The following is a 14903-nucleotide window of genomic DNA, read 5'->3' on the forward strand; positions in this document are numbered from 1 at the left end:
ATGAACTATTGGGAAATTTTCCTTGCTTTTTTCATTCCCGGAATATTAGGCTACGGCGGAGGTCCGGCATCTATTCCCTTAATCGAAAATGAAGTGGTTGAGAAATACGGCTGGATGACTACACAGGAATTTAGTGAGGTATTAGCCGTCGGAAACTCCTTGCCAGGTCCTATTGCGACAAAAATGGCTGCCTATATTGGGTATACTGAGGGCGGCATTCTAGGCAGTTTAATCGGCTTAGTTGCAACCATTGCCCCTTCCATCATCCTGATGCTGGTTTTGATGGCCATTCTATTGAAATACAAAGACACACCACAAGTGAAGAGCATCTCTGTTATTGTACGACCGGTTATCGCCGTTCTTTTAGGCGTGATGACCTTTGATTTTGTGAAAGATTCAGTGATCGGTTTAGGCGCGCTTTATACCGTCATCCTTATTGGAGGAAGCTACTTCCTCTTAGAAAAATTAAAGGTTCACCCTGCCTTAGTTATCCTCCTATCACTAGTCGTTGGTGCGGGAATGGGGATTTATCAATTTGGGCTTCATTAACTGTGTGGGTCAGGGGGACAGGTTCCTTGACCCGCTTTTTTATTTTGGGTTAGAGGGACAGGTTCCTTGATCCACGTTTTTATATTGAATACTGGTAAATAGAACACACTAAAAAAGTGAAATCAATAAATTGATTTCACTTTTTCATATATAGGAGATATGAATTATTACGCAGATGTTGCTCCTTGTCCGCCATCAATTCGGTAATAAGCACCCGTGATAAATGAAGCACTCTCAGAAGATAGGAACACCATTAATTTGGCAATTTCCTCTGCAGTTGCATAACGATTCATCGGAACGCTGGCTTTAAATTGCTTTCCAGCTTCCTCTTCGTTTCCTGGCATTGTATTGGCTTCAATCGCGTGAATCATCGCTGTATCAACTCCAGATGGAGCAACAGCATTCACACGAATACCAAATGGTGCTGCTTCTAATGCAGCTGTTTTATTTAAGCCAATGACTGCATGTTTCGAAGCTGCATATGCACTCATCCCTGGAGCACCAATAAGGCCGCCATTGGATGCTGTATTTACAATCGCACCGCTTTTTTGTTCCTTCATTACCTTTAATACATATTTTAAACCAAAGAATGCTCCCATCACATTAACGCCAAAAACAGCTTGGTAGTTTTCAGCAGTCTGTTCATCGATAGTTGCAAACGCTCCATTAATCCCTGCATTATTTAAAAAGACATCAATGCGTCCATATTTAGACTTAGTATCTTCCACATATTGCTTAACATCTTCTTCTTTTGACACATCAGCAGTCAGAAGTAGCATATCACTTGCGTTAATCTCTTGTGCGGCCTTATCTAATGCTTCTTTCGATAAATCAACTAATGCCAATTTTGCTCCTTCTTGCGCATATGCTTTAGCTGCGGCGATTCCAATTCCGCCAGCTGCCCCTGTAATTAAAACGACTTTACCTGAAAAACTCATATCTATTACCCCTTTGCTTATGTTTTTTATTAGTATGTCTACAATTCCATGATACTTATTATATTTCGATAATGCAAATATATGAATTCGAGATATTTTTGGAGGGATTGGTCATGGGGACAGGTTCCTTGTCCCATTCCATTTTCTATGGAAATATTGTGAACACGCACACAGTGGATTGATTGAAAATGCTTTGGAAGATATACTATTTTTAAAGGCGGTGAAAACATGGATCAGGAAACAATGTTAAAGGAAATTCTAAATGCCCTAAATTTACACTCTCGTAAAATGGATGAAAAATTTGAGCAAGTAGATGCTCGTTTTGAACAAGTAGATGCTCGATTCGAACAAGTAGATGCTCGTTTTAAACAAGTGGATGCCAGATTTGAACAAATGGAAGCACGTTTTAACCAAGTAGACACCCGCTTCGATCGCATCGAAGAACGACTAGACCGGGTTGAGAAAAAAATGGGCGGCTTTCGCGCAGAAATGTCTGAAATGCAGGAAACCGTTGACTTTATCTCAGCGAAGACAGTTCAGCATGAAAAAAAGCTCCGTGAATACAATCGTCAGTAATTTTACCATCAGATCAGAAGTTACTGTAATTCTACGACCAAAATTACTTCAAGGAAAAAACCTCATTATTATAGATTGATTGTTTAGATTCCCTCTCATATAGCTTACTAATGGAAAAGGCAGTAGAGAGGAACTGTACAGATGATCTGCCAATTAAAAATCCTATTAAAAGATACCAAACCTCCGTGTTGGAGAAGAGTGCTTGTAAAGAAAGATATGACATTTGCTGACCTTCATGAAGTTATTAAAATTGCTTTTAATTGGGAAGGTTTATTTTTGCATGGATTTGAGCCTAAAAAGGTCAAGGGAATAAAGGTAGGCAGTTTGCCCATTTTAATACGACCGAAAGAATTTGACGGAGAGATTTTCGATCGAAGAAACGATGAATATAATGACAGTGAAGAACTCCTATCACAGTGGCTTGTTTTGAAGATGATAAATTGACGTATGTTTATGACTATGGCAATTATTTTCAGCATGAAATTGTCTTGGAGAAAATAGTGCTATATGACAGTGATTTACATTATCCCTACTGTGTAAAAGCAACTTTGGGAAACCTTCCAGAAGTGGAAGAGAATTGGGTTTTTACAGATCCTAAACAATTAAAAGATGAGATTAATACCTATTTTAAGGACTTCTCCCTTAAGCAAACTTAAATGACTTCAAGAAATCAGGATGCCTTTAATTGAAAGCATTCCCTTCTGCTCCCATAATCTTCACGAATTCGACAAAATTCTTCTAATTCTTTTTCGGTTTTAGCAGGAATATGTTGGGGTAAAATAGAAATGTAATACATAGTCTTTTTTAAAGGGAAAATGTTTTTCAAAAAGAAGAAGTTTTCTCATAAGACGAGGCTGTTAGGGAAAGCTATTATGGTGTTTTTTACGGGGATCCCCGTAGAACCCAGCAGTCATTATTGCCCATTGAAAAGGAGGAGTTCACATATGAATTACAACATTCGTGGTGAAAACATTGAGGTAACTCCAGCAATTCGAGAGTATGTTGAGAAGAAAATTGCTAAATTGGAAAGGTATTTTACTGAAACTCCTAACGCAAATGTAAATGTCAATTTAAAAACGTATAATGATAAATCATCAAAGGTAGAAGTAACCATTCCAATGCAAAACCTTGTGCTCCGTGCCGAGGAAGTACATATGGACATGTACGCAGCCATTGATTTAATCACAGATAAGCTTGAACGCCAAATTCGTAAACATAAAACTAAAGTAAACCGCAAATTCCGTGAAAAAGGCAACATCAACGCACTATTTGCCGCAACGGATGACGGCGGTGCACCAGCCATTGAAGAAGATGATACAGAAGAATTGGAAGTTGTCCGCCAAAAGAGCTTCGACTTGAAGCCAATGGACAGCGAAGAAGCCATCCTGCAAATGAACATGCTTGGCCATAGCTTCTACGTCTTCACGAACGCAGAAACTAATTTAACAAATGTAGTATACAAACGAAAAGATGGCCGTTACGGTTTAATCGAAGCTCAATAAAATATGGAAAAAAGAGGGCCGACTTGGAGTCGTGCCTCTTTTTTTTGTTGCTGTTACATAAAAGAATCTTAAATGTACCAGCTGAAAAGGACAAATGATCGAAAACTTGGGAAGATTGATTAAGAACTTTGTTGAATAGACTGAAAAGCCATTTAGAATGATCGAAAAGACTTGGGAAATGATCGATAATTTTCGGGAAATGATCCGATTTCCATGGGTGGAAAGGAATAAAGCCGGAATGTGAGTGAAATAGGCGGTTTGATAGGAAAAAGCAGAATTTTGATAGGAAACCGGAAAAGTTTGATAGGAAAGAGAAAAATTTTGATAGGAATCCGAGATATTTTGATAGGAAAAAGCAAAAATTTGATAGGAATAGAGCAGTGGACGGGGGAAATCAAAGGTTGGATAGGATAGTAAACAGATTTGAAGTAGAAAATTCAAGTTTTTGATTAAAAACCAACCAAGTTTAATAAGAAAAATCCATAATCTGATAGGGAAACTGCCTAGTTTGATAAAAAACGTCCTCACCCTGATAAGAGACAAACCAGTTTACTAAAAAATCCTCTATACTGATAGGAAACCCCAAAATCAAACCGGAAACCATATTAGTTTGCCGGAAAAATCCCGCAATCAAATAGTACAACCACATAAAAAAAGAGCCCGACACCCGCCGGACTCTTTCCTCATTAAATCGTAAATTTCTCTAATTCTGCCGTCAATACGTTTGTCATTTCCTGCAGTTCAGCGACTTTTTCGCTTACCTGCTGGAAGGCGTGAAGCTGTTCTTCAGTGGAGGCTGAGATTTCTTCGGTTCCTGCGGCAGTTTCTTCTGTGACGGCGGATATGTTTTCAATGGCTGAGTTTACTTGCTGGCTCATGGCATTGGTTTGTTCCATATCTTCGTTTAAGCGCTGCACCTGGGCGTTGATGCCCGATACGTGAGCAGAAATTGATTCAAAAGATTGTTCTGTTTCAGACATGGATTGGGATTGTTGTGTTGAAAGTCCGTGTCCATGTTCGGTTGCATCGTAGATAACGGTAATTCCGTTTTGAATATTGCTGACCATGGAAGTGATCAGGCTTGTGGCTTTCGCCGTTTCATCTGCTAGTTTTCGAACTTCATCTGCTACAACAGCAAAGCCTTTTCCTGCCTCACCGGCACGAGCTGCTTCAATGGCGGCGTTCAATGCAAGCAGGTTCGTTTGCTCAGCGATGGCACTAACTGTTTTGGCCGCACCATCAATCTCAGTTGTAAATCTTGAAAACTCACTAACTGATTCTTTGATTTCTCTGGATGAGGCAGAGATTTTATCTGCGATCTCGACTTGTTTCTGAAGTGAGCTGCGACCGGATTGTACAGCTGATAATGCTTCTTTACTGCTTTCAGCAGATTGTTCACTCGTCTGTTTGACCGTTTCAAATTGGTCGGTCATGGAGCTCATAAGTGATGCAGTTGCTTGAATATCCTCGGAAATGGTTGCACTTCCTTTCGCGAGTTCATCAGTAGAGACCGCAACTTGTTTGCTGCCTTCGTTTAAGCTTTGCATATAGCTTGTCACATCTTCGGTAAACCTGCCGACATTTTTTCCAACCGAGTCAATGGATTGCACGGTTCCTTTTAAGCTGATGATCATAATTGAAAAAGCTTCTGTCAGCTGGTGCAGTTCATTGCGGCTGTTCTTTTTATAAGTCAGGCTCGAAACATCGGCTGTTAAGTCTCCTGCAGCAACCATTTTTGCTGAGTTCACAAGTCGATGAATCGGTCTGGTGATATTCCGTGCTGCAACCCACGAGTAAATCGCTGTAAGGATGATTAAAAGCACTGCTCCAATCAATGCAGAAGTAGTGATCATGGCAACTTTTTCTGTTGTTTCTGCGTTCATTTGCTTGTACCATTCATTTGTTTCCTTTTTTAGAAGGAACATATCGTTTAGAATACCGGAAATTCGGATCGACTGTTTTTTTATTTCAGCGCCATTATTGGCAGCAAAGCCGGCATCTGTTGCTTCGTTTAATGCAGTAAATTTTGTTTCGATTTTTGCGATAATCTCCTGATGGCCTTTTACATTTGCCATCGATGATAGTTCGGCTAAGTTTGCACCGGTTTCTTCAAGCATAGAGATTGCTTCGTTTTTATTCCCCTCGCTGCTTAAAAACGTATAGTTGTTTAAGGACTGGCTTGTGACCACTAAACTCTGTTCCAGCTCTTTTACAGAGAGAAGCAGGGCAGTATCGTCTTCAGCTGTCGTCTGAATATCGACTGTTTGGTAAATGATAAAACCGATCATAGCGATCGAAAGAATAATCGGAATTAATATATTGATTAATAGGCGGTTTCGTAATGTCATTGGCTGTTCTCCTTTTCGGAAGTGACGGTGATTTTGCCAGAAACAATCTCTTCCTGCGCCTTTTCAATGGCAGCCTGTTGTTCCGCCGTTAGAGTGATGTTGCGGATTGGTGCCAATCCCACGCCTTCTTCTGATAAGCCAAATAAGTAGCTTTTCTCAGAGATGCTTCCTTCTTCCTGTAATGTCTGAGCAATTTGGAAAACAGCTGTATTCACATTTTTTAACATGGATGTCACAACTGTTTTCTCAGCGATGAAAAATTGATCAGAGTCAACACCGGCTGCAAAAACTCCAGCTTCCTCCGCTTTTTTTATCATGCCAAAGCCTGAAAAGCCAGCTGCATGGTAAAGGAAATCAACATCATTTTTAATAAAATCGGCAGCGATGGCAGAGCCTGCCTCGGCATCATCAAATGAACCGACATACTCGGTAACAATCTCAATCTCTGGATTATAATGCTTTGCACCGTCGATATAGCCCATTTCAAAATGGTGAATGAGCGGGGTATCGACTCCGCCGACAAAACCAATTTTCCCTGTTTTGCTGGCCATTGCTGCTACCATTCCTACTAAAAAGCTGCCTTCTTGCTCTTTAAATGTTAAGGAAATGATATTTTCAAGCTCAGACTGTTCGTCAATTAGTAAAAACTGCTGCTCTGGATATTGTTTTGCAACACTCTCCAATGCATCCTTTACGGAAAATCCAAGTCCGATGATTAGATCGTATTTTTCTTTTACAAGTTCTGTAATCTTTTCTTCGTAATTTCCATCGGCAGCTTCTTTATAGTCAAAAAGAACACCAAGTTCATCACGCGCTTGTTCAAGCCCTTGAAAAGCGGAGTCATTAAAAGATTCATCTCCCAGGCCAGCATCGGATAGCATGATTCCAATCTTATATTCTTTTTCAGCTTGCTCTGTTGTTGACTGTCTTGAACAGCCTGCAAGGAATATTGCTATTATCATGATTGCAATAGTAATTTTTTTCAAGTTCATCCTCCTGATGTATAATGAGACGTTTTACTTAGATGATATCGGCAGAATCACTTGGTTTTTTAATAGGTTGTCTGACTTCTAGAAAAGATTTTTTGCTGGGGGTAGAGAAGGATTATGGATATGAGGGGAGGGGAGTTAGTATGCAGAATGGTTGGAAAATTCGGGATGGATTTATTACCTTGTGAAGGTGTAGTTTTCGTCTTATTAAGGCACCATTTTACTAGATGCTGTAGTAAAGAGGTGTATTTTTCGCTTTAGGACAAAAGGTTACAGAAACTGGATTGTAGGAGGTATTTCTCGCTTATCACGACACGGTTTACCAGATGCTGAATTGTTTGAGTGTATTTCTCGCCTTATTACGACACGGTTTACCAGATACTGGAGTAAGTGAGTGTATTTCTCGCTTTATCGCGACACGGTTTACCAGAAACTGGAGTAAAGGGGTGTATTTCTCACCGAATCACGACACAATTTACCAAATTAAAGATAATGCAGGTGTGTTACCCAATAAATCACGCCCTCATTTCCCAAAAACTAGAATATAGCAGTGCGTTTCCCCTCTAATCTCAATACCAACCACCAAATATTCCTAAGAATCTAGATTATACATCTCTTCATAAATCCCCCAAATACCCACCAACGCTAAAAATCTGCACCTCACCCCAAATAAAAAAGAGCCCGCACCGCGCAGGCTCTCTTCCACTATTAATCATTCAGCACTTTATACTTTTCTTTCAGCCTTTCTGGTGCCATTTTAATCATTTGCTGCAGGAGAAAGGTGGTTAAGACGATGTCGTCGGTAACACCGAAGATCGTCAGGAAATCGGGAATGATGTCGAAGGGCAGGAGAATATAGGCAACTGCTCCAGCGACGGGCAGTACTTTCTTTGCCATGGAAACTTCCCGTGATAGAAAGTACTCTTTTAAGAAAGGGATAAACTTCCAAAATTTAAAGATGAATTTTACTCGTTTCATCCACCTCATAAGTATCCCCCTTTAGTTGTATTTAAAAATAGTTCTTATTAATTTATCCGGACTGGCGATTTGTAAACCTCTGGATCATTCGTTTTAATGACGATATTATCTGTGTCAGCACTTTTGACGCCTTCATGGAAGATGAGTCTTGTCCGAAATTTGAATTGCGGGTTAACAGATGTTTCGGGCAATTCTTCCGGCAACTGGTAGCTGAAGGTGATCGACTGGGTTTGTTTAGGTTTAATAATTTTTGAAGTCAGAATAGTAGAACTTCCAATGACTTCATCTATTTCTCGTTTTTCACAATGCATAATAAGATCGCATTCAATTCGTTTGAGCGGCTGTGAGATAAAGCCGCCGGCGATGTTAAATTGTCCTTCAATGTTTTCGCCAACTGTGAATTCATATTTGGGCAAAACTAAGTCAATTTTGGCCGATCCGATACCAAGCATGCACATGTATTTTTGTAGCATCAAAGTGTACTCTCTCTCCTGAAATATTATTTTGAATTGCTGTAGCGTTCATCAATTTTCTTTTCGATCTTCTCAAGCTCTACTTGATTTTTTAACAGTTCTTCTTTGTTTTTCTTTGTTAGTTCCTCAAGTGAAAATCTAATTTTCTTTTTCATCGTTTCTCCACCTCATTTTAAAGTTCTAGTTTGTCGTTGTCCACTATCCATTGGCAAATTTTGTTGTCAATTTTGTGTAAAGAAAACGCAGCCTGCAACAAGTAAAAGACCTTTGCCATAGACGGCAAAGGTCATAAATAAAGACCTCTACCATCTGGTAAAGGTCTGGCTAACAATTTTAGAAATTGCCAACAGAACCGAGAGCATATGCTCTGAAATGACGACCCTGCTGTAAAAGCTACTCCCCTTTAGGAGAACAACTATTAAATTATACTTTTATTTTATTAGAAAAACGTGAAATTGTCAAATATTTAGCGGTATGAAAAAGGGTTTCCAGAACAATTTAAAGGTAAAAGACGGTGGAAGTGGTGACATATGAAAATACAGCTGCAATTATTTTTGGCGTTCTTAAAAGTGGGGCTATTAGGCTATGGCGGCGGGCCATCTTCGATTCCTCTTGTGCACGTGGAGGCAGTTGAACGCTATAAGTGGATGGACCGTGATGAGTTTGCAGATGTGTTAGCGCTCGGGAATGCTCTGCCCGGACCGATTGCTACGAAAATGGCTGGGTATATCGGTTATCGCATGGGCGGCTGGATCGGGATGCTGAATGCTGTTGCAGCCACAACTGTCCCGACGATAATCCTTATGATTGTTGTGCTTACCGCTTTAAACGCCTACAAAAACAACCCAATGGTCGCAGGGATGTCGCAGGCTGTGGTACCGATCGTCGCTGTCATGCTCGGAAGTCTAACATGGGATTTCATTAAAAGTGCGGGAACCTCCACATTAGGCTGGAGGGGGACCATTCTCCTGCTTGCAGTAGGGATCGTTTGCATGCAACTTTTGCATATCCATCCGGCCATTCTGATTGGAGTGCTCATCGCAGCAGCATTTTTACAAAAAGGAAGGTGAAGGAAGATGAGTATTTATATACAGCTGTTTCTCGCTTTTTTTATTCCTGGAATTTTAGGCTATGGCGGGGGACCAGCCTCCATTCCATTGATTGAAAAGGAAGTGGTCGACCGCTATCAGTGGCTGACAGTTAGCGAGTTCAGTGAGATGCTGGCCCTTGGCAATACACTTCCTGGGCCAATCGCAACGAAAATGGCCGGTTATATCGGATATGAGCAGGCTGGGATAATAGGTGCCTTGATTACTGTCTTTGCCACAGTTGCACCATCGCTGATCCTCATGCTTACTCTGCTGAGTTTATTGATGAAACATAAGGAGTCTCCGAAAGTGCGGCGCCTGACCGTCTATATTCGGCCAGTTATTGCCGTTCTTTTAGGTGTGATGACACTTGAGTTTTTCTATTCCTCGTGGGAGGGATCAGGTCTTTGGCAAACCGTTTTGATTGGCGGTGCAGCCTTTCTATTATTAGAAGTACTGAAGGTGCATCCAGCGTATGTCATTGCCATTGGCCTTATCTATGGCTTGTTCTTTTTAGCAGCTTAAGGTATAGGTGGAGAGTTCCTTTAACCCTTATACACTTGTCCATCGCTGCTTTGATCGGGTTCTTCAAGACTAGTATCATTTTTCTCCTCATCTTCTTGAGTAAGTCTCCTTATATTAATATGACGAAACACCCGAATGATGGGGCGGACGATCATGGCCAGACTGCCGATGAGGTATGCTGAGTTAGGGTAAACAGAAGGTACATTTAGCAAGTTTAAGATACTTCCGATGATAAAAAAACAGCCGATTACGGTATCCGCAATCCATTGAATGATATAGGTGTATTGAGCAAACTGAATTTTAAATCTTCCCTGGTCGATTTCTATATCAATTCCGCCTTCATACTCTTTTCGTTTAACATTTTTAAGCATGTATTCACCTGAATTCCTTTATATTGTTTTTTGCGATTTTGAATCCTCATTTATCCTATCTATATCACCTCCACATGGTTTAAAACGCATTCAGCTGCAAAAGAGACTATTTATTCATACAATGTCCAAAGGTGTAACCGTGAACATTTCTTCAGCCTTCTTACATAAGTTGTCACTCCCTAGTGTAAGTGGTAATATTAATAGGGAAAGAAATCGTATTTATAGTGAAATGTTCATTGGCGGAGCGATTTTTTTATCTGCTATGGATCGTATTGCCTTTTACAGGCAGATTTACTCAGCTTATACGCTTCATCCTCGCATTCTTAAAATGATTGACATAAGAGAAGGATAATTGTATTCGCTCACTTCACAGCAGACAAGCTGCGGAGGTTTATTTCGATCTTACTTTTCTATTAAAGGAGCGTTTTTAATGCTTGGAATTTTAAATAAAGTGTTTGACCAAAACAAACGTGAAATAAAACGTCTTGAAAAAACGGCTGATCAGGTAGAAGCACTGGCAGCAAGTATGGAAAAGCTTTCTGATGAGGAATTAAAGGCAAAAACTGAAGAATTTAAAGGCCGCTATCAAAAAGGGGAAACCCTAGATGAGTTATTAACAGAAGCTTTTGCTGTTGTCCGTGAGGCAGCAAAACGCGTGCTGGGCCTATATCCATATAAGGTACAGCTGATGGGGGGCGCGTCCCTTCATGATGGCAATATTTCTGAGATGAAAACAGGGGAAGGTAAAACACTTACTTCCACATTGCCTGTTTATTTAAATGCGCTTGCCGGCAAAGGTGTCCACGTGGTGACAGTCAATGAATATTTGGCAAGCCGTGATGCGACTGAGATGGGACAGCTTTATGAATTCCTGGGGCTCTCGGTTGGATTAAACTTAAATGGCATTACAAAGGAAGAAAAACAGGCTGCTTATTTAGCAGATATTACGTACAGCACGAACAATGAGCTTGGCTTCGATTACTTGCGTGATAACATGGTGCTTTATAAAGAGCAGAAGGTACAGCGTCCGCTTTTTTATGCTGTTATTGACGAAGTCGACTCCATTTTAATTGACGAAGCGCGTACACCGCTTATTATTTCTGGTTCTGCGCAAAAGTCTACTCAGCTGTATATCCAGGCAAATGCGTTTGTCAGCAGATTGAAGGCAGAGGAAGATTTCACGTATGATGAAAAAACAAAAGGTGTTCAGCTGACAGAAGAAGGGATGACAAAGGCAGAAAAGGCGTTTGGAATCGAGAACTTATTCGATATCTCTCATGTGTCACTGAACCATCATATTACACAGGCGTTAAAAGCCCATTCCAGCATGCATGTTGATGTGGATTATGTTGTGCAGGAAGGCGAAATTGTCATTGTTGACCAATTCACAGGCCGTCTAATGAAAGGGCGCCGCTACAGTGACGGGCTTCACCAGGCAATTGAAGCGAAGGAAGGATTGGAAATTCAGAATGAGAGCATGACACTTGCGACCATCACTTTCCAAAACTACTTCCGTATGTACGAAAAGCTTGCCGGTATGACTGGTACGGCGAAAACAGAGGAAGAAGAATTCCGCAATATCTATAATATGAACGTAGTCGTTATTCCAACAAATCGTTCGATCGCCCGTGATGACCGTGCCGATTTAATCTATGCATCGATGGAAGGCAAGTATCGTGCGGTTGGCGAAGATATTGCTGAACGCCATAAAAATGGACAGCCTGTGCTTGTTGGTACGGTTGCGATTGAAACGTCTGAAATCATTTCTAGATACTTATCGAAGAAAGGCATTCCGCATAATGTCTTGAATGCGAAAAACCATGGAAGAGAAGCAGAAATTATTGCTGATGCCGGAAAGCAAGGCGCGGTCACGATTGCGACGAACATGGCGGGCCGTGGTACCGACATCAAACTTGGTGAAGGCGTAAAAGAACTTGGCGGACTTGCGGTACTTGGAACAGAGCGCCACGAAAGCAGACGTATTGACAACCAGCTTCGCGGACGTTCAGGACGTCAGGGAGATCCAGGGGTCACACAATTCTACTTATCAATGGAAGATGAGCTAATGCGCCGCTTTGGTTCTGACAATATGAAGTCAATGATGGCTCGCCTTGGCATGGATGATACACAGCCGATCCAGAGCAAAATGGTGTCAAGAGCAGTAGAGTCTGCGCAGAAACGAGTGGAAGGTAACAACTTCGATGCTCGTAAACAGCTTCTTTCTTATGATGATGTGCTTCGTCAGCAGCGCGAAATCCTCTATACACAAAGAAACGAAGTGCTTGAGGCTGAGAGCTTAAGAGACATCATCGAGAGAATGATGACTACGTCCATTCAGCGCAATGTTGAAGCTTTTACTCCTGCTCATGAAGAAGAGGAAAAGTGGAATCTGCAAGGTTTAATTGACTATGTGAATGGAAATCTTTTAAATGAAGGAGATTTAACAGTTGCTGAGCTGCAGGGCAAGGACAGCGAAGAAATTGTAAAGCTTCTTTTAGATAAAGTAAAAGCAAAATATGACGAAAAAGAAGTACATCTTGCCGATCAAATGCGTGAATTCGAAAAGGTTATCGTGCTGAGAACGGTAGATACAAAATGGATGGACCATATCGATGCGATGGATCAGCTTCGCCAGGGAATTCATCTTCGTGCTTATGGACAAATCGATCCGCTTCGTGAGTATCAGCAAGAAGGATTTGCGATGTTTGAGCATATGATTACTTCGATTGAGGATGAAGTTTCAAGATTAGTCATGAAAGCTGAAATCCACAATAACCTGGAGCGTCAGGAAGTAGCGAAAGGCCAAGCAGTCAATCCAAAAGAGGATGGCGGCGAAAAGCTGAAGAAAAAACCAGTTGTGAAGCAGATGGATGTGGGCCGTAATGACCCATGTATCTGCGGAAGCGGCAAAAAATATAAAAACTGCTGCGGTGCAGGAAAATAAAGAATTCAGAAGCCGGCATAGTCTTTGCCGGCTTATCGTTTTGAAATCGACGTGTACCATTTTGTTTCTGGTAGGATATAATGTATGATGGAAAAAAATAATGAGGTGACGTAAATGGAATTAGCAGATATTCGGAATGAACTTGAAAAAACAGCTAAAATTTTAGCGGACTTTAGGGGGTCTCTTTGACTTAGAAAACAAAGAGGCACGTATTGCAGAACTGGATGATGTGATGCTTCAGCCTAATTTCTGGGATGACCAGCAGCAGGCGCAAACAGTCATCAGTGAATCCAATGCATTAAAAGATGCAGTCAATGAATTCCACGATTTAAATGAAACATATGAAAATCTTGAATTAACATATGAGCTTGTTCGCGAAGAAAGCGATGAAGAGCTGCAGGCAGAACTAGAAAGCGAAATGAAGGATTTAATGAAGCGCTTAAGCGACTTTGAATTACAGCTGCTTTTAAGCGAAGAATATGATAAAAACAATGCAATCCTTGAACTTCACCCAGGGGCAGGCGGAACCGAATCACAAGACTGGGGTTCCATGCTTCTTCGTATGTATACACGCTGGGCAGAGAAAAAAGGCTTCAAGGTGGAAACGCTCGACTATTTGCCTGGAGATGAAGCGGGAATCAAGAGCGTAACGCTTGCGATTAAAGGCCATAATGCATACGGCTATTTGAAAGCAGAAAAAGGCGTACACCGTCTTGTCCGTATTTCACCATTCGATTCATCCGGACGCCGCCATACATCTTTCGTATCATGCGAAGTTATGCCTGAATTCAATGATGAAATTGAAATCGATATCCGCACGGAGGATTTAAAAGTTGATACGTATCGGGCGAGCGGTGCCGGCGGTCAGCATATCAATACAACAGACTCAGCCGTCAGGATTACGCATACGCCAACAGGCGTGGTTGTTACATGCCAAACGGAACGCTCACAAATCAAAAACCGTGAACGTGCGATGAAAATGCTCCAAGCTAAGCTTTATCAGCGTAAAATTGAGGAGCAGGAGCAAGAGCTTGCCGAAATCCGCGGCGAGCAAAAAGAAATCGGCTGGGGCAGCCAAATCCGCTCATACGTCTTCCACCCATATTCCATGGTAAAGGACCACCGTACGAGCACAGAATCAGGAAATGTCCAAGGTGTTATGGACGGAGACCTCGACAGCTTTATTAATGCTTACCTGCGCTCGCGCTTGAGCTAAAAAATAAGACCTTTGCGGCCAAAACTGCAGAGGTCTTATTTTTTTTGAGTTATGAAAAATGAAGGCGGTAAATGTGGCGTTTATGGAGGTGTAGACTTGGAGTTGGAGAACCACTTTTAGGAAATGAGGCTATTTCTCGTAATGAGCGGAAATCCTCCCTTTTTCTGAAAGGCGATCCATTCTCCCTGCCTATTCCTATTCACAGGTGGAATACCTCTACTTATAAATTCTCCAAAAAGGAATTTTCATCCCTGCCCCCGCTCATATTTTTCCAAAGAAAACAAAAGCTATAAAAATGAGTCAAGTTCCGATCATACTGAGTTCATTCACCTCTTTACCACAGTAGTCCGCTGGCATTCACAAAGTAGGAAGGTGCATGCTAAAATGAGGCCTGGTGCAGGTTTCC

General features: G+C 41.3%; 16 protein-coding genes. 9 read left to right on the forward strand and 7 right to left on the reverse strand.

Features of this window, described 5'->3' with window-relative positions; all coding sequences use genetic code 11:
* On the forward strand, nt 1-549 hold the full coding sequence (locus tag F7732_RS11390) for a chromate transporter (protein ID WP_151573983.1): 549 nt from the start codon (nt 1-3) through the stop codon (nt 547-549).
* A gap of 167 nt (nt 550-716) precedes the next feature.
* On the opposite strand, the gene F7732_RS11395 is transcribed toward F7732_RS11390, so the two are convergent.
* On the reverse strand, nt 717-1487 hold the full coding sequence (locus F7732_RS11395) for an SDR family NAD(P)-dependent oxidoreductase (protein ID WP_151573984.1): 771 nt from the start codon (nt 1485-1487) through the stop codon (nt 717-719).
* Between the two features lie 228 nt (nt 1488-1715).
* Between F7732_RS11395 and F7732_RS11400 the strand changes: the two genes are divergently transcribed.
* The 4 genes from F7732_RS11400 to hpf all read left to right on the forward strand — a co-directional run bounded on the left by F7732_RS11400 (nt 1716) and on the right by hpf (nt 3565).
* A complete protein-coding gene (locus F7732_RS11400) occupies nt 1716-2063 on the forward strand; it encodes a hypothetical protein (protein WP_151573985.1) in 348 nt (115 codons plus the stop codon).
* Between the two features lie 141 nt (nt 2064-2204).
* Nucleotides 2205-2507: an IS1096 element passenger TnpR family protein gene (locus F7732_RS23265; protein WP_151573986.1), complete on the forward strand. Its 303-nt coding sequence runs from the start codon at nt 2205-2207 to the stop codon at nt 2505-2507.
* The gene (locus tag F7732_RS23270; RefSeq protein WP_161598868.1) at nt 2504-2719 is read left to right on the forward strand and encodes an IS1096 element passenger TnpR family protein; all 216 of its coding nucleotides are present in this window, start codon (nt 2504-2506) and stop codon (nt 2717-2719) included. Before F7732_RS23265 ends, F7732_RS23270 begins: the two co-directional genes overlap by 4 nt.
* A 288-nt stretch (nt 2720-3007) precedes the next feature.
* Nucleotides 3008-3565, forward strand: coding sequence for a ribosome hibernation-promoting factor, HPF/YfiA family (gene hpf, locus F7732_RS11415; protein WP_151573988.1), 558 nt, complete (start codon nt 3008-3010; stop codon nt 3563-3565).
* Between the two features lie 686 nt (nt 3566-4251).
* Here hpf and F7732_RS11420 read toward each other — a convergent pair.
* From F7732_RS11420 to F7732_RS11440, 5 genes are all read right to left on the reverse strand, one after another.
* Entirely contained in the window at nt 4252-5913 is a 1662-nt protein-coding gene (locus F7732_RS11420) for a methyl-accepting chemotaxis protein (protein ID WP_151573989.1), read from the reverse strand.
* Nucleotides 5910-6905, reverse strand: a complete 996-nt coding sequence (locus F7732_RS11425) for a BMP family lipoprotein (protein ID WP_420837688.1) — start codon at nt 6903-6905, stop codon at nt 5910-5912. Before F7732_RS11425 ends, F7732_RS11420 begins: the two co-directional genes overlap by 4 nt.
* Before the next feature lie 705 nt (nt 6906-7610).
* The gene (locus F7732_RS11430) at nt 7611-7889 is read right to left on the reverse strand and encodes a YkvA family protein (RefSeq protein WP_151573991.1); all 279 of its coding nucleotides are present in this window, start codon (nt 7887-7889) and stop codon (nt 7611-7613) included.
* 38 nt (nt 7890-7927) lie between these two features.
* Nucleotides 7928-8353, reverse strand: coding sequence for a sporulation protein (locus F7732_RS11435; protein WP_240056622.1), 426 nt, complete (start codon nt 8351-8353; stop codon nt 7928-7930).
* 26 nt (nt 8354-8379) lie between these two features.
* The gene (locus F7732_RS11440; protein ID WP_151573993.1) at nt 8380-8508 is read right to left on the reverse strand and encodes an FbpB family small basic protein; all 129 of its coding nucleotides are present in this window, start codon (nt 8506-8508) and stop codon (nt 8380-8382) included.
* A 375-nt stretch (nt 8509-8883) separates the two neighbouring features.
* Here F7732_RS11440 and F7732_RS11445 point away from each other — a divergent pair, with 375 nt between their 5' ends.
* On the forward strand, nt 8884-9423 hold the full coding sequence (locus tag F7732_RS11445; protein WP_151573994.1) for a chromate transporter: 540 nt from the start codon (nt 8884-8886) through the stop codon (nt 9421-9423).
* 6 nt (nt 9424-9429) lie between these two features.
* Nucleotides 9430-9966 (forward strand): chromate transporter, encoded by a 537-nt coding sequence (locus F7732_RS11450; RefSeq protein ID WP_151573995.1) that lies wholly within the window; start codon nt 9430-9432, stop codon nt 9964-9966.
* A gap of 20 nt (nt 9967-9986) precedes the next feature.
* Here the strand turns inward: F7732_RS11450 and F7732_RS11455 are convergent, their stop codons facing one another.
* Entirely contained in the window at nt 9987-10337 is a 351-nt protein-coding gene (locus F7732_RS11455; protein ID WP_151573996.1) for a YrhK family protein, read from the reverse strand.
* A gap of 430 nt (nt 10338-10767) precedes the next feature.
* Between F7732_RS11455 and secA the strand changes: the two genes are divergently transcribed.
* Together secA and prfB are read left to right on the forward strand one after the other, a co-directional pair.
* On the forward strand, nt 10768-13281 hold the full coding sequence (gene secA, locus F7732_RS11460) for a preprotein translocase subunit SecA (RefSeq protein ID WP_151573997.1): 2514 nt from the start codon (nt 10768-10770) through the stop codon (nt 13279-13281).
* Between the two features lie 114 nt (nt 13282-13395).
* A protein-coding gene (gene prfB / locus F7732_RS11465; RefSeq protein WP_151573998.1) for a peptide chain release factor 2 occupies nt 13396-14497 on the forward strand; the annotation gives its coding sequence in 2 pieces (ribosomal slippage) (nt 13396-13467 and nt 13469-14497; 1101 coding nt in all).
* The last annotated feature ends 406 nt before the right edge of the window (nt 14498-14903 follow it).

The organism is Bacillus mesophilum (genome assembly GCF_008923265.1).
In the GTDB taxonomy this organism is placed as follows: domain Bacteria; phylum Bacillota; class Bacilli; order Bacillales; family Cytobacillaceae; genus Cytobacillus; species Cytobacillus mesophilum.

Bases quoted from the DNA above. Each gene is read 5' to 3' on its own strand.
- F7732_RS11390 (WP_151573983.1), top strand. From the start codon at position 1: ATGAACTATTGGGAAATTTTCCTTGCTTTTTTCATTCCCGGAATATTA.
- F7732_RS11395 (WP_151573984.1), bottom strand. From the start codon at position 1,487: ATGAGTTTTTCAGGTAAAGTCGTTTTAATTACAGGGGCAGCTGGCGGA.
- F7732_RS11400 (WP_151573985.1), top strand. From the start codon at position 1,716: ATGGATCAGGAAACAATGTTAAAGGAAATTCTAAATGCCCTAAATTTA.
- F7732_RS23265 (WP_151573986.1), top strand. From the start codon at position 2,205: ATGATCTGCCAATTAAAAATCCTATTAAAAGATACCAAACCTCCGTGT.
- hpf (WP_151573988.1), top strand. From the start codon at position 3,008: ATGAATTACAACATTCGTGGTGAAAACATTGAGGTAACTCCAGCAATT.
- F7732_RS11420 (WP_151573989.1), bottom strand. From the start codon at position 5,913: ATGACATTACGAAACCGCCTATTAATCAATATATTAATTCCGATTATT.
- F7732_RS11425 (WP_420837688.1), bottom strand. From the start codon at position 6,905: ATGAACTTGAAAAAAATTACTATTGCAATCATGATAATAGCAATATTC.
- F7732_RS11430 (WP_151573991.1), bottom strand. From the start codon at position 7,889: ATGAGGTGGATGAAACGAGTAAAATTCATCTTTAAATTTTGGAAGTTT.
- F7732_RS11435 (WP_240056622.1), bottom strand. From the start codon at position 8,353: ATGCTACAAAAATACATGTGCATGCTTGGTATCGGATCGGCCAAAATT.
- F7732_RS11440 (WP_151573993.1), bottom strand. From the start codon at position 8,508: ATGAAAAAGAAAATTAGATTTTCACTTGAGGAACTAACAAAGAAAAAC.
- F7732_RS11445 (WP_151573994.1), top strand. From the start codon at position 8,884: ATGAAAATACAGCTGCAATTATTTTTGGCGTTCTTAAAAGTGGGGCTA.
- F7732_RS11450 (WP_151573995.1), top strand. From the start codon at position 9,430: ATGAGTATTTATATACAGCTGTTTCTCGCTTTTTTTATTCCTGGAATT.
- F7732_RS11455 (WP_151573996.1), bottom strand. From the start codon at position 10,337: ATGCTTAAAAATGTTAAACGAAAAGAGTATGAAGGCGGAATTGATATA.
- secA (WP_151573997.1), top strand. From the start codon at position 10,768: ATGCTTGGAATTTTAAATAAAGTGTTTGACCAAAACAAACGTGAAATA.